Source organism: Pedobacter miscanthi (genome assembly GCF_003315595.1).
In the GTDB taxonomy this organism is placed as follows: Bacteria; Bacteroidota; Bacteroidia; order Sphingobacteriales; family Sphingobacteriaceae; genus Pedobacter; species Pedobacter miscanthi.
This window is the reverse complement of sequence record NZ_QNQU01000006.1, coordinates 53,464-68,204: the sequence shown is the minus strand read 5'-3', so window position 1 is coordinate 68,204 and position 14,741 is coordinate 53,464. Positions and strand designations below refer to the sequence as shown.

14 protein-coding genes are annotated in these 14,741 nt (G+C 37.6%); 10 read left to right on the top strand and 4 right to left on the bottom strand.

The genetic code is table 11. The features are described 5' to 3' along the window. Positions 1 to 281: 281 nt before the first annotated feature. The 3 genes from DRW42_RS08430 to DRW42_RS08420 all read right to left on the bottom strand — a co-directional run bounded on the left by DRW42_RS08430 (position 282) and on the right by DRW42_RS08420 (position 4,553). The gene (locus DRW42_RS08430; protein WP_113948393.1) at positions 282 to 1,625 is read right to left on the bottom strand and encodes a hypothetical protein; all 1,344 of its coding nucleotides are present in this window, start codon (positions 1,623 to 1,625) and stop codon (positions 282 to 284) included. Between the two features lie 200 nt (positions 1,626 to 1,825). Beyond that, positions 1,826 to 3,844: a hypothetical protein gene (locus tag DRW42_RS08425; RefSeq protein WP_113948392.1), complete on the bottom strand. Its 2,019-nt coding sequence runs from the start codon at positions 3,842 to 3,844 to the stop codon at positions 1,826 to 1,828. 28 nt (positions 3,845 to 3,872) lie between these two features. Next, positions 3,873 to 4,553 (bottom strand): hypothetical protein, encoded by a 681-nt coding sequence (locus DRW42_RS08420; RefSeq protein ID WP_113948391.1) that lies wholly within the window; start codon positions 4,551 to 4,553, stop codon positions 3,873 to 3,875. A gap of 255 nt (positions 4,554 to 4,808) precedes the next feature. Between DRW42_RS08420 and DRW42_RS08415 the strand changes: the two genes are divergently transcribed. The 10 genes from DRW42_RS08415 to DRW42_RS08370 all read left to right on the top strand — a co-directional run bounded on the left by DRW42_RS08415 (position 4,809) and on the right by DRW42_RS08370 (position 12,915). Further along, positions 4,809 to 5,243 carry a cytochrome c maturation protein CcmE domain-containing protein gene (locus tag DRW42_RS08415; protein ID WP_113948390.1) on the top strand — a complete coding sequence of 145 codons (435 nt, stop codon included), beginning with the start codon at positions 4,809 to 4,811 and terminating at the stop codon, positions 5,241 to 5,243. 8 nt (positions 5,244 to 5,251) lie between these two features. Next, positions 5,252 to 7,720 carry a heme lyase CcmF/NrfE family subunit gene (locus tag DRW42_RS08410; protein WP_113948389.1) on the top strand — a complete coding sequence of 823 codons (2,469 nt, stop codon included), beginning with the start codon at positions 5,252 to 5,254 and terminating at the stop codon, positions 7,718 to 7,720. 4 nt (positions 7,721 to 7,724) lie between these two features. Next, entirely contained in the window at positions 7,725 to 8,489 is a 765-nt protein-coding gene (locus tag DRW42_RS08405; protein WP_113948388.1) for a Rossmann-like and DUF2520 domain-containing protein, read from the top strand. 40 nt (positions 8,490 to 8,529) lie between these two features. Continuing rightward, positions 8,530 to 8,862, top strand: a complete 333-nt coding sequence (locus tag DRW42_RS08400) for a 2Fe-2S iron-sulfur cluster-binding protein (RefSeq protein ID WP_025143142.1) — start codon at positions 8,530 to 8,532, stop codon at positions 8,860 to 8,862. Positions 8,863 to 8,974: 112 nt separating this feature from the next. Beyond that, positions 8,975 to 9,217, top strand: a complete 243-nt coding sequence (gene iscX, locus DRW42_RS08395; protein WP_025143141.1) for a Fe-S cluster assembly protein IscX — start codon at positions 8,975 to 8,977, stop codon at positions 9,215 to 9,217. Positions 9,218 to 9,284: 67 nt separating this feature from the next. After that, a complete protein-coding gene (locus DRW42_RS08390; RefSeq protein ID WP_113948387.1) occupies positions 9,285 to 9,812 on the top strand; it encodes a KdsC family phosphatase in 528 nt (175 codons plus the stop codon). Between the two features lie 422 nt (positions 9,813 to 10,234). Then, positions 10,235 to 11,065, top strand: a complete 831-nt coding sequence (locus DRW42_RS08385; RefSeq protein ID WP_113948386.1) for a universal stress protein — start codon at positions 10,235 to 10,237, stop codon at positions 11,063 to 11,065. A 93-nt stretch (positions 11,066 to 11,158) separates the two neighbouring features. Further along, a complete protein-coding gene (locus DRW42_RS08380; RefSeq protein WP_113948385.1) occupies positions 11,159 to 11,548 on the top strand; it encodes a Spy/CpxP family protein refolding chaperone in 390 nt (129 codons plus the stop codon). A gap of 69 nt (positions 11,549 to 11,617) precedes the next feature. Continuing rightward, complete coding sequence (locus DRW42_RS08375; protein ID WP_113948384.1) at positions 11,618 to 12,184, top strand: Maf family protein; 567 nt, start codon at positions 11,618 to 11,620, stop codon at positions 12,182 to 12,184. Positions 12,185 to 12,237: 53 nt separating this feature from the next. Further along, on the top strand, positions 12,238 to 12,915 hold the full coding sequence (locus DRW42_RS08370; RefSeq protein ID WP_113948383.1) for a hypothetical protein: 678 nt from the start codon (positions 12,238 to 12,240) through the stop codon (positions 12,913 to 12,915). Between the two features lie 55 nt (positions 12,916 to 12,970). Here the strand turns inward: DRW42_RS08370 and DRW42_RS08365 are convergent, their stop codons facing one another. Further along, positions 12,971 to 13,885, bottom strand: coding sequence for a Ppx/GppA phosphatase family protein (locus DRW42_RS08365; protein ID WP_113948556.1), 915 nt, complete (start codon positions 13,883 to 13,885; stop codon positions 12,971 to 12,973). Positions 13,886 to 14,741 lie beyond the last annotated feature (856 nt).

Sequence of the window (14,741 nt, the reverse complement as noted above, 5' to 3'; positions counted from 1 at the left end):
ATTATTTAGCCCTGCAGAATTAAAAACTGCAGGGCTTTTGTTTGCTCCCGTCAATTTTGCAGATCTGTGCAGAAATTTTAGTCTGCGTAAATCATCTTAAATCAGCGGGGAATAAAATAAATCATACTACAATAATATCGTCATTTCGAGCGGAGTGAAACGAAGTCGAGAAATCTATGCTCAAGATTCCTTCTGATTTAGATCTCTCCATTCCGCGTTGCTCCAGTCGAGATGACGACGCTGTAAATGTAGCGACGGCAGTCGAGATGACTAACTTTATTTTACAAGCCCTTCAAAATCTGATACAAAGCGTTAATATCCCCGTTTTTCAGTTCTAGCTGACCAGAAATGTTAACTTTTTTATTATTGGTTAATCGGCCTTTTACCTCTAAACGTTTCAGGGTTTTAAGATAATTGCTAATTAGTGGTATTTCCAGTTGTTTGTTCAATTTTATCAGATCAACATTTAAATAAAGCAAATCTGATGATTCAATCTTTTTGATTGGGATATTTTGCTTTTTAATTGTCGAGAAATTTAAGTTCTCCTGATCGCTGTTCACAAACACTTTGTAAAGCGGGAAAGAATTTTTATTTACGGTATTGCTATCTAAGTTGATCAATCCCTGTCCGGCGAGGTAATTTTTCAAGTCATTGCCTTTCGAACCAATATTGACTGAAATGGAAGGGATATTGCGTTTTCGTAAACTTACCTTTTCAACCTTTTCAAAATCATCATTGTATTCGTAGGTAATAACAGAATCCGTTTGTGTAATGGAATTGGTCCATTCGAAATCTAAATTGCCGTTATAATATTTCAATAAGCTATCCTGCTCGAAACTAAAATTATTGAACTGGTATATTTTGTGATTACCTGGTTTGAGGTTTGCATTTAACCAAAAAGAAATGGTACTGCCAAAACTTAATTGATTATGTAAAGACTTATTCGGAGGTAAAATATCTCCAGAGCGCAACTCATCACTAAAATTAACTGCGCCATTTTCAAAATCGATTGATCCCTGATGATGAGCGGTTTCAAAAGTTAAATGCGAGAGTGATTTTGCAGAATATTTGAATTTGCTATCCTTTACTTTTATAAAGTTTTTCTGGTTTAATATGTCCATTAAAATACCATCCACATTTTCTACTTTAACCGATAAAGAAATTGCAGCACTTTTACTGTTGTAATAAACAGCCACATTGCCCTGTTTCGATTTGGCAATATTTGTACCTTCGGTTCTTTTTGTAATTTCCAGATGCATTAAATCTCTCAAAGCATTTTCAAAATCGTTTATATCTTTTATTTCGAAGCGTGAAAAATAAATCTGGGATTTACCTTCAATAGTATAAAAATAGATGCTTGCAGGTACTTTAATACCATTGTTAAATTTATCACGTGTACTGCTGCTATCTTTTTTAAAATCTGATTTAAAATAATATCCTGGGTTGCCCAACATATTGGAGGCGATGGTTCTGTAAAGCTCATCCACATTGATTTTAATAATTGCGGCAGCATTCCGCGGAATCAATGTTTGTTCTGCCTGGTATCTCCGGTATTTTAAAACACCTGCAAAAAAAATAAGCAGCGATATTACTATCACTGCCGTTATTTTTAAGAATTTCTTCATGAGAATGGTTAACTGTATAAATTGGTTAATCGGTTAACTGTGGCATAGCCAACTGGAAATTATTAACTGCTAACTGAAAACTGCCAACTGGCCCACTGGTCATTCGTTTATTGGTCATTGAAAATTGATTATTGGTCATTGATTATTGGTCATTGCAATATTCCAATCTTTCAACATTAAAACATTTTAACCCCTTAAGTCTATTTAGCTGCATTTTCAATTAACGAAAACAGGTATTTCAACGCATTTTCATGTCCGTTAGGGATTTCTGCACTGATATCAGCCGAAACCAATCTGCCTTTTATCGGGTTCGATTTCATGTACACATTGCCCATTTTCTCTAAGGTGCTGTTAAACTTTTTAGCTGTTTCTTCGCCGCCTATTTCCGAATCCGGAACTTTGCCAACCAGGTTTTTTGCGTTGAATAAAAAGCTAAAGTTGTTTTTGCTCAAGAGGTCTTTATGTAGTTTACTGATTTTGTTATTTTGCTGATTGGTACTGATGCTTTGCATCTCGCTAAGCGAATTGCCAAAAAACACAATGCCATCTTTGATCATGAAATAAATATCAACCGGACTTTTCTTTTCCTGGATTTTATAGATATTATCCTGAACGGTTACCATGCTTTTATGGATGCCATATTTAATCAATTTGTTGATCAAGCGGGTATCTTCAGAAGAAAACATGAAAAGGAAATCGGGTAGGGTTTCATTTTTGGTTTTTGTTACCTCTTTCTGGTTGTAATCATCATCGTACTCGTAGGTGGTATAGGTAACTTCCTTGCTTTTTAATCCATTGATTACGAATAAGGCATCACCCTTAATTACCTTGCTCACTGCTTCCTCATCTAATAAAAGGGAAAGCAGATCGGTTCCAAGTTCAATTTCCTCATCCATTTTGGCCCCTAAAAAAGAACCATAAGTTTGTTTCAATAATTTAGGGAATTCTTCTAAATAGGCTTTGCTATCAATAGAATAACTCATAAAGCCAAGCGCTTTTTCGCTATTTACATATTTCAAGAAGTTTTTGTTCAACTTTCTGTTCATGATTTTTTTGTAAGCATCGGCTTGATTCTGTGCCAGTTCCAGACCTGTAGAAATACGGAAACTTTTGTTATCCATAAAAAGTTTGGCGTTTAAACTGCCATAACCTTTCATAAGTCCGGCTTTACCATAAGTGCCAAATTCGGGTGCAATTGAATTATAAACATCCTGTAAGCTCGATACCCAAAGTTCTGCAATGGCTTTGTTATCCAAACTTGCGCTGTAAGATTTATTGCTTTCTATGGATTCGTAAGTGCCGTTAAAAATCTGATCGGCCTGTGCCGTCATCCAGGTAAAAGCCAGCCTTTTTTTCTTTAAATCCTGTTCTGCCCTTTCTTGTTGGTAAGCATCATATTGTTCATCAACCACACCATGAACGGGAGTCATCCCTGTACTATCACTTGCAGCTTCGGGGTAAATAATCTCATATTCCTGATTCTTTGCTTTTTTAGATTTTTTAGCCGGTTTCTTTTTGCCTGATTTTTTCGTTGCAACAATTTTTTTAGTATTCTTTTTTGCGGTCGGTTTTTTCTGAACTTTTGCCTTTGCAATTACCGGGGCAGCAACTTCTTCAATCATAGGCTCGGCTGTAACTGCAACGGCAGAATCTGCCAATACAGCTGTGCTATCAACAGCCAGTGCATCTTCGCCCTGGAACCTGATATCTTTTATACCGTAGCGCGCAGATTTGGCTGAATCGGCAAAAAATGAACCCCTGATGCTTCCGGTTACAAAATAAAGCATGTTGTTGTTCCATTTAATGATGCCGGTGCTATCAGGCAATACCATGGTGCGGATATCGCCCTGCTGCGTAAATTTTTTTTCTTTGTTATTAATCAGGCTTTCAAATTTCTTGGCATCTTTTATCGGAATCAAAAAGCAGTTGTACGTAATACTATCGCTCAACTGGTTAAAGTAATACATGTTTTTCTCCAGGTTGATGCCAAAGTCTTCGATACTGGTGAAGTTCTTATCCATCGATTTAGAAGTTTCGGTCAAGAGTTTTTTGCCAACAAAAGATTCGTTAAAATCTTTCACAAACATGAGTTTAAAAATATTGTCGCCTTTAATGGTGGCCACCGTGAAAGCATTAGAGGGAATCTTTTTAACTAAATCCTGTGCCTGCGCCAGGTTAAACGATAAAAAGAGGGAGATGGCAATTAGAATTTTTTTCATTTAGATAGATTTTCTGGTAGTGATGATGTTATTTAGATAGTTGTATAGTGTTTGATACATTAATTTTTCCGTTGATTAAATCCATAATACTGCTTTTTAACATCACTGCTTTTTTGGATTTCGACACATTTGATGCCGGATTGGTACTACTTGTTACAAGAGATTCGAAGCGATAGATGCTGGTGTAGGTTGCGCCGTTAAAAACAGCCTTATCTTTTGCCTTTAATTTGTTGAATTCGGTTTTTGCGGTAACAATTGCCTGATATTTCCGGCTAAAGGTTTTTGTGGCCTTATTATAAGTGTAAGAAGAGGTATTGGTTGCTTTTATTTTCTGTTGTGCCAGGATATTTTTGGTGATGTTATTAATATTCGAAACATCTTTAAAAGAAAAGCTGATGGTAGCGATATAATTGTTAAAATCGGAAGTACTTTTTACATTCGATATGCCTTCTGATTTTTTAAGATAAGCCACTGCCTCATTCAGTTCCTGCTGGATTTTCTGCTTACTAGGTACTTTATAACCCTGCACGCTATCCAAAAGCATTACGGAGGCAACCTTGGTTTTACTCTGGCTTAAGTTGATTGTTAGTACCACATCGCCGGTACCATCGTTTTTCATCGAAATTTCTTCAACTACCTCAAAACAGGAGCTTAAAACCGGGATCAATAAAATAAATAACAGCAGCTTATAAAGTTGTTTCAGGTTCATGTTGATAGGGTTAATCGTTTTACAAAGATGTAAAAAAAGGAATGGTGATCTGACAGGTCAAACTTAATAATTTCAGTCCGCACTTTTAAGCCGTTTAAGATATTCGTAATAATGATTGATGAATTTTGTCATTCTTCCAAAAAATGTACCTCAAAAATCAGGTAATTGTCAATATAAAGACAAGAAAAATGTAAAAGAATGCTTGCTAAGCCTATTTTTCTATCTTTGTTGCCAGCTTTTACAATATACACAAACATGAAAAAAAGTGCAATCATTGGGTTAATTACCATTGCTATTTCGGTGGGGATTTTATTTAGCTTAAACGCAAATACCGACACCTATTCTAACTTCAAACAGGCCACATTATCGGGCAAAGAAGAACATGTAATGGGTTACTGGGTAAAATCAATGGGTACTTATTATGATGCTGTAAAAGATGCCAATCATTTTTCGTTCCACATGAAGGATGAAAAAGGTGAAGTGCGGGAGGTAATCTACGCAGGTACAAAGCCACAGGATTTTGAAAAATCAGAAAAACTGGTCCTAATCGGTAAGATGGATCAGGATAAGTTCTACGCATCTAAAATTTTAATGAAATGCCCTTCTAAATATAACGATAACCTGGTAGAGGTTAACAAGGATGGCAAAGTAGAAGAAGTAAATAAGGACGGCGGGAAAAAATATAACTAATTTATTTAATGGATATTCAATTTGTAGGCGAACACCTGCTGCCGGGTAAAATCGGACAGTTTTTTATTGTACTGGCATTTAGTGCATCATTATTTTCAACCATATCGTATTTTTTTGCCAGCCGAGATAAAAATTTAGAAGAAAAATCCTGGAGAAACCTCGGCCGGATTGGATTCCTCATCAACTTTGCCAGTATTATTGGTATTGGTGCAATATTATTCTACCTTGTACTTGGGCATTTTTACGAATATAATTACGTTTATAATCACTCCTCAAAATCATTACCCGTTTATTATATCATTTCGGCCTTTTGGGAAGGTCAGGAAGGTAGTTTCTGGTTATGGGCTTTCTGGCAATCGTTTTTGGGTACCCTGTTAATCTGGAAAGCTAAAACCTGGGAAAGCCCGGTAATGGCGGTTATTGCATTTTCGCAAGTTTTTTTAACTTCAATGCTATTAGGTGTGCAGATTTTTGGCGAACGCATCGGCAGCTCACCATTTATCCTGTTAAGAGATGTGTCTGACCTCAAAGCAGCCGCACCTGTTATTTTTGCTGATCCAGAGAACTTTAAAAACTACCTTAAATTTATAACCGACGGTAAGGGCTTAAATCCATTATTACAGAACTATTGGATGGTAATTCACCCGCCAACCCTGTTTTTGGGTTTTGCCAGTATGGTAGTGCCTTTTGCGTATGGAATTGCCGCTTTATGGCAAAAAAGATATAAAGAATGGATTAAACCAGCTATGCCATGGACGCTTTTTGCGGTAATGGTTTTAGGAACGGGTATTATTATGGGCTCTTTCTGGGCTTACGAAGCACTTAACTTTGGTGGTTTCTGGGCATGGGACCCGGTTGAGAACGCATCATTAATTCCGTGGTTAACCTTAATTGGTGCCGTACACGTAATGATTGCCTATAAAAATACCGGTCATGCTTATTTTACTGCAATTGCCCTGGTGTTTTTAAGTTTCTTATTGGTGCTTTATGCATCTTTCTTAACCCGTAGCGGTATTTTAGGCGATACCTCGGTACACTCGTTTACCGATATGGGCATGTTTGGGCATTTGGTATTGTACAATGTGGTATTTGCAGTTTTGGCTGTTGCCTTAATTGTAAAGAGGTGGAAAGAACTGCCGATTACAACTAAAGATGAAGAAACCTATTCGCGCGAATTTTGGATGTTTATCGGTGCTTTGGTGGTTACCATAGCCTGTATCCAGGTAATTTTCTCTACTTCCGTTCCCGTGTTTAACAAAGCTTTCGGAACTAAATTTACGCCACCGATTGATGCTGTTAAATATTATAACCAATGGCAGGCACCATTTGCGGTGTTAATAACGCTGATTTCAGGATTCTCCCAGTATTTAAAATATAAAAGGACTGATCCACGTAAATTTTATAGCAGTTTAGTATCTGCAATCATCTTTTCAATGGTGTTAACTGCTGGTTTGGCATACGTTGCTGAAATTTATACCAATACCATGTACATCCTGATTACCTTCAGTTGTTTGTTCGCGGTACTTTCTAACGCTGCAATACTGTATCAGGCTTTCGGTGGAAAAGCAAAACTGGCCGGCTCGGCGATTGCGCACATTGGTTTTGCATTTTTAATTTTAGGGGCCTTAATTTCAGCCGCTACCAATAAACCTATGTCTATTAATGCCAATAAGTTTATTCCGGTAAAGGATTTTGAGAAAAGAGAAAAACCTGGCGAAAACATCATGTTATACAAAAACGAGCCTAAGAAAATGGGTAAGTATACAGTAACTTATGTAAAAGATACCACTGTGGCGCCAAATACTACTTATGAGTTAAATTTTAAAGTAATTGACGAACAAACAGGAAAAGTTAAGGAAGATTTTAACCTGCATCCTTTTGCACAGGATAACGAAAAAATGGGTTTAATTTCTTCTCCTGATACCAAGCACTATTTAACTTACGATGTTTACACCGTAATTACCAGTGCGGCGATTAAAAAAGAATCGCATGATGATCACGATGGTCATTCTGATGATGAAAATTATAAAGAACCACGTATCGTAAAAGTTTCTGTGGGCGATACCATCCATACCACCAGCGGGGTCATAACCGTTAAAGATTTAGACAGAAAACCTGTGGCTAAAGATTTAGCTTTGGCACAGGGCGATTATGCTGTGGGTCTACCTTTAGAAATTAATGCGGCTGGTAAAATCTACAACACTGAACCTATTTTCCTGATAAAGGGCAATAATACTTTCGATTTTGCTCGTAAAGTGGATGAACTGGATCTTAAGTTCCGTTTTTCAAGAGTTTTACCTGATGAGAAAAAAGTTGAGCTTCAGATTTTTGAGAAACCTCAGCAGGCTAAAGACTGGGTGGTTTTCAAGGCGATAGAATTTCCTTTCATCAATTTATACTGGGCTGGTACAATTGTAATGGTTGTAGGTTTCTTACTGTCAATATTTAGAAGAAGAAAAGAGGCCAAAGTCGCATAAAATCATGAAAATTGTTTTATTAGGTTCTGGAAATGTTGCCACACACTTAGCTAAAGCTTTAAAAAGTAAAGGCGAAGATCTGGTGCAGGTATACAGTCAGAACCTGGATAATGCAGTTTCATTGGCCCAATTAATTGGTGCCCGTGCCATAGATGATTTAACTGATGTTGAACAGCACGCTGCTTTATACATTATTTCGGTAAAAGATGATGCTATAGGAACTGTGGCTGCATCTTTAAAGAACGTAAGTGGTTTGGTGGTTCATACTTCCGGTACTACCGATATCAATGTGTTGGCTTCGCAGGTGAAAAAAGCTGGGGTTTTTTATCCTTTGCAAACTTTTTCGAAAAGCAAAGATGTTTCGTTTGATAATATCCCGCTTTGTATCGAAGCAAATGAAAGCGATCAGCTGACAGTTTTGAACGGTTTGGCTACAAAATTAAGTAACCAGGTTTATGAGTTGGATGGGGAGAAAAGAAAAGTATTGCACCTTGCTGCCGTATTTGCCTGTAATTTCCCTAACCATCTGTATGCTTTGGCCAATAAAATTTTGAATCAGAACGGTTTGGATTTTGAAATCATCAGGCCTTTGATAGCCGAAACCGCTGATAAGGTAATGGGTAATTTACCCGAAAACGTGCAGACAGGTCCGGCAGTACGGGGCGACGAAAGCACTTTAAATAAGCATTTGAGTATGTTGAACGATATGCCCGAATTGCATAACATTTATCAAATATTAAGTAATAGCATAAAATTAATGCAGAAATAGCATAATTACGGCTTTTGCTTGTTACTTTTGCAAAATAATTATGAGCATTTTTAAACTAAAAATAAATTTTGAAGAAGCAGATCACGAATCTATTGAATTACCAATAGCTGCCGGAGAATCTGTTTTAGATGTTTGTCTGGATAACGGAATCGAATTACAGCATAACTGCGGTGGCGTTTGCGGTTGCAGTACCTGCCATGTGTACGTAACCAAGGGTATGGATAATATCGAAGAGATTTCTGATAAAGAAGAAGATTTCATTGACAGGGCCGTACGTCCGAAAATTACTTCCCGTTTAGGCTGCCAGTGTGTAGTGATTAATGGTGATATCGAAGTAACCATTCCGGATCAGTCTGGCTTTATGGGGCACTAGTTAGTCCTGAGTCTTTAGTCCTGAGTCTTGAGTCGAGTGACGCATCTTAACAATTAACCGATTAACCAATTTAAACAGTTAACCGTTTCAACCTTACAACAACAAACAAAACATGAACAACGATAAATTTGCCTTACCTTTTTACTGGAACGATTATGAAGATATCGCAATGTCTTTATATGAGAAATTTGGCGATGATTTTACTGAAGCCAAAATCTACCGTATCCGCTTTACCGAACTTTTAGAATGGGTATTGTCTTTACCAAATTTTAAAGGTACCCGCGAAGAAAGCAGCGAAGGCCATTTAGAGCAAATTCAATCTGCCTGGGTATACGAGTGGAGAGATAATCAGTAACTAGTTTTAAGTTCGGAATGCTTATTTTGAGCTGATTCCAAACGCTCACCGCCAATCTCCAAACCAAATGTTTTTACAGAAATTAAAAGAAATTACCACTTTCATTTTTGATGTAGACGGTGTGCTTACCGACGGATCCGTTCAAGTTACGGATAACGGTCAGTCTTTGCGTACCTTTAACATTAAAGATGGTTATGCCATGCAATTGGCCGTTAAAAGAGGATATAATATCTGTATCATTTCAGGCGGCGATGGCATTGCCATGGGTAAACGTTTCTTTAATCTGGGGGTAACCGATGTTTTTTTGGGAACAGGGGATAAGGTGGCCATTTTCAATCAGTATCTTCAGGATAAAAACATTACAGCAGGCGAGGTACTTTATATGGGAGATGATATCCCTGACCTCAAAGTAATGAAACTTGTTGGTCTTCCAACTTGCCCGGCCGATGCTGTAGTAGAAATAAAGGCCATTTCTACATTTATATCTCCTTACAATGGGGGTAAAACCGCTGTGCGTGATATTATCGAAAAGGTAATGAAAGTACAGGGCAAGTGGCATGATGAAAACCCGAACGCCGCTGATTCGGGGAAGTAATTAGTTCACTGGTTCATTTGTCATTGGTTTACTGGGCGAACGCCAATTTCACATTCGTTCATTAGTAATTACTATTTCCTCGCGATTGTCATCCTGAGCAGAGTCGAAGGATCTGCTACACTCATTTATTATTCTGTCTTTTTACCATTACGTTGTCTCGAAATAGAGCTCTCCATTACACTACGGATGAAAGATCGGTACAGGTCGCGTTCCAGTCGAGATGACGCTACTTTTTTTACTCTGTCAATGGTAGTGTAGTCGAAAGATCCTAAACCATTTCTTCTCAAAGCAGAATGACGTTCCCGTTATAAATCTCCCTTCCTAAAATTTGCAATAAATCCAATTATATGCGAAATTTACATTAATAAATTAATCAATCGATTGATTAATTTATCAGTTTAAACAACATTAATTTCAATAATATGAGCACATACCTTGTACCCGTTGATTTTTCCAAAACGGCTGATCATGCCGCCAGATATGCCGCCAGGCTGAGTTTTGCGATGGAGAATGCCAAAATTATCCTGCTTAATGCATATTATGTTTCCGAATACGAAAGTATCCTCCCCACGCCGGATATGGTAATTACGACTGATGAACACATCGCTGATGAAATTACAAAGAGGATGGAAGCATTGGAAAAATTAAAGGCTAAAATGCTGGAGATTAATCCCCAGGCCGAAATAGAAGTATATTTAACAAGAGAAACATTGCTAAGATCCATCATCGATCGGGTAAACAGAGAAGAGATAGAACTGATTATTATCGGTAGTAATGGTAAGAAAGCTAAAGATGAAAGCGATATCGGTTCAAATGCCATTAAGATTTCCAAATCAAGTCCGGTGCCGGTTTTGGTTGTGCCGCCTAAAGCCGATTACCAGTCAATCAGAAAAGCCATTTTGGCCTGCGATTTTAAAAAGGTGAAAGAAGTAATCCCGATGCATGCTTTAAAAAATATTTTAAGCAAACACCGTCTGGAGCTTTTGGTACTCAATATCAACTCTGGTCATACCATCGATTCGGAAGAAGAACATTTTCTCCACGAAATGCTTCAAGATTTTTCTCCGGCCTACCATTATTCCGATCACCCTGATACGATTAAAGGCATTGTAAAATTTGCGAAGAGTGAGGAAGCACAGCTGATTATCGCCCTGCCAAAAAAATACAGTTTTTTCGAAAGTTTACTGCACGAAAGTGTGTCGCAGAAATTAACCATTAAATCACATGTGCCGGTGCTGTTGCTTAAAGATTAACTGCAACAGCTAAGTTACATAATGGGGATTAAACTTTAACAGCTTTCGGCAATCAAACCATTTCAATTTTCAACCAAAAACAACAAGAACAACATGAAAAAATTAATGATGATTTGCGGATTGATGCTAGGAATAGCTGGTTTCGCTAACGCGCAACAAGGTGGTGGACAAGGCAGAATGATGATGAAACCTGAAGAAAGGGTAAAACAGTTAGACGAAAAATTAAAGCTTTCTGATGATCAAAAAACAAAATTGACCGCTGTTTTTACCGAGCAGGCAGAAACCATGAAAAAAATGCGTGAAGAAATGCAGGGTGGCGGCGATAGAGATGCAATGAGAGAGAAAATGCAAAAAATGCGTGCTGATAATGATGCAAAAGTTACTGCAGTATTAACAGATGATCAGAAAAAAACTTACGAAACCTGGCAAAAAGAACAACGTGCCGAAATGGAAAAACGTAGACAAGGTGGTGGAAATAACTAATCTTGGTAAAATATCAAATAAGAAAAGCGGCTTTATGCCGCTTTTCTTATTTTAGCAAAAAATTAAAATATGCCTGTAAATTTTCCTCCCATTATTTTAGCATCTAAATCGCCGCGCAGACAAGAACTTTTAACCCTTATGGGACTAAACTTTAAGGTTGAGTTAAAAGATGTGGATGAAAGTTATCCTGATGGTTTAAGTCCGGCCGAGATTGCTGTTTATATTTCTGAGCAGAAAGCGAAAGCCTTTTCCGGAGATGGCGAAATTGTAATCACCGCTGATACCATTGTGGCCTTAAACGGCGAAATTTTGGGTAAACCAACTGATCGCACACATGCACAGGAAATGCTGAAGAAACTATCGAGCAGCAGGCACGAGGTATTTACAGGCGTAACCATCGTTAGGGGTAATCAAAGCCATTCATTTTACGACAGGACCGAAGTTTATTGTAAAGCCGTTACAGCGGAGGAAATTGATTTTTACATCGATAATTATAAACCTTTTGATAAGGCCGGAAGTTATGGCGTACAGGATTGGTGGGGAATTGTTGTGGTAAAACGTATTGAAGGTTCTTATACCAATGTAATGGGCTTACCTACCGAAAAGCTTTATAACGAACTTTTAAAATTTATTTAATTCATCTTGTGGAATGTTCTTAGAAATGTCATCATCTAAGAAAACACACACAAATGAAAACCAGAATTAACGAAGTTACCATAGCCGAACCCTGCTCGCAAAACTGGGATGAAATGGAAAAAGGAGCAGGCTTTAATTTCTGTAAAGCCTGTAGTAAAAATGTAATCGATTTTTCAGGCTATACCAATGCCGAAATTATACAGGTACTGGCCAATTCAGGTTCTTCTGTATGCGGCCGTTTGAGCCAGAGCCAGTTAAATCAGCTTAATTATCATTTATCTGTTGTACCAACCAGCAACCGTAACTGGATGAAATACCTTGGGGTACTGGCCATCGGAATGAGTGTTTTTGTAATGGATGCGAAGGCCGAAAAACTTAAAACACCCATTGAAATCACTGCAACCATCCATAACAAAACCGACGATAAAAAACCGGTTGTACCTAAAAAGATATATGGTTATGTTATCGGTGCCGATAATAAAGCAGCTGCGGGAATAAGGTTATCCATTCTCGATACCAAATATGCGGTTTTAACCGATAAAAACGGTCGCTACGAAATTGTTTTAGATCATAAGTTTGATATCAGCAAAAATCAACTGGTGGTAGAAAGCATGCGTTACTCCGCACTTTTAACCCTCGATTTTTCTAAAGAGAAGCAAAATAATCTTCAGCTTAAAAAGGCCGAACCGATGATTATGGGGAAAATTGCGATTGCACCAAAAAAGAAATAATCCTAAATTAATATGCGCTAAACTCTCGATGATCCATCTGCTGATGGATCATTTTTTATATCAGGCTTGCTAAAACACCCATTTTCAAATCATAGGTAGAGAGTGTAAGCCGGTTTATTTTAGCCCTGCCCATAACATAATTTGTAATTAAAGCTGCAATTACAATCATATCAACCCTTAAAGGGATTATGCCCGGCATTTCTGATCTTTCTCTGTGGGTAGAATTCAATAGTTTGCCTGCTATTTCTATATAATCATCAAAATTAAATTCGAATGTTTTAATGCTATTGATATCGGTTTTGAGGTTGTTTTTTCTGCTGATCAGTTCTGTAAAAGTTTCGAATGCGCCCGCAGACCCAATCAAAACTTTAGGCTGGTACTTTTCGCAGATCTCGAAAAGATCTGTCAGTTGGTTTTGAACATGGAATAAAATGGCATTTTTATCTTCATCACTGATCGGGTCTGATTTAAAGAACTGCTGCATCAAACGCGCTGCTCCAATATTATAACTTTTTTTCCAGATCAGTTTCTCCGCATCACAAAGGATAAATTCCACACTTCCACCGCCGATATCCATAATCAATGAAAGATCGGTGATGGCGCCGCTCAGTTTAACACCTTCATATATTAATGCCGCTTCTTCATCGCCACTAATGGTTTCAATCGTGATTCCGGCCTGTTCCTTTACCGCATGAACAAAATCATTCCCGTTTTCGGCACTACGCACAGCTGAAGTCGCGGTAGCCCTCACTTTATCTGCTTTGTATTTGGTAATGGTTTGGCTAAAATCTTTAAGGCAGTTAATTCCCCTTTCAAATGCAGCTGGGATGATGATATTATCGTTAATCCGTCCCTCGCCCAGCTTTACCGGAACATTGGTTTTGTATAAAATTTTGAGTTCATTTCCTGCTGTTTCGGAAATAAGCAGATGGAAGGTGTTGGTTCCTAGATCGATAACGGCGACGCGCATATTTTTTAATTTTTTTTGGAAAGCAGGAGCAGTAGTGCTTCGTAAACTGTAGCCCCTGCTATCCATTAAATTTCATTAATGTTACTGCTAAATTAAGGTATGCCGACCGAAATATCATTCCTATCAGGTTTATTTTTTAGTGTCTGTGGTTTTTGGCAGGATAGCAAGCGGCCTATAAGTTTAAGTTATCGCTATTTCTCCACAAATAGTAGCAGGAACCCCGGCAAACCTTAATATATACGCTGCAATTGCTTTCCTGAAATGAAAAATAATTTGGGATTTGATATGCTTTGTCCTGATATTGAATGTTCAATAGAAATGCTAATTAAATCCCTTGATTTCGAAAATGTTGATCAATCACCGTAAATAGCAGTAAAAATGATTAATGAAATGCCAATATATCCCGACAGTTTTAAATAAATGCTATTCTTCTTAAAAATGAACCCAAGTATCAATGTAATTAACAGATAAAAACAAGAAAGGACTAAAAATCCAGTAAATGGAGAATGGTGGTGATGTTTCTGACCTAAATCCGTTGCCGGGACGGAAAAAAATAGGTCAATTATAACAGGAAGAATCCATCCGATGCAGTAACATATAAATATGATGCAGGCGATGGGATTTTTCCTAAAGGTTTTGTTGAGTTCGTCCACTTTTTTATTATTAATGCCTTATTATTCAAATTGTAACCCTTTTTGTATATACCGCTTATTAGCTTAGATGATCTCAGGTGGCTTAGGTGGTCAATATTCATGCAGAATGTGAACTTGGTAGCCACCAACTATATGGATCAATCCCGAGATAGATTTAGCTTCGCTGAGCAAATTACTCGTCATCTCGACCGGAGCATCGCGAA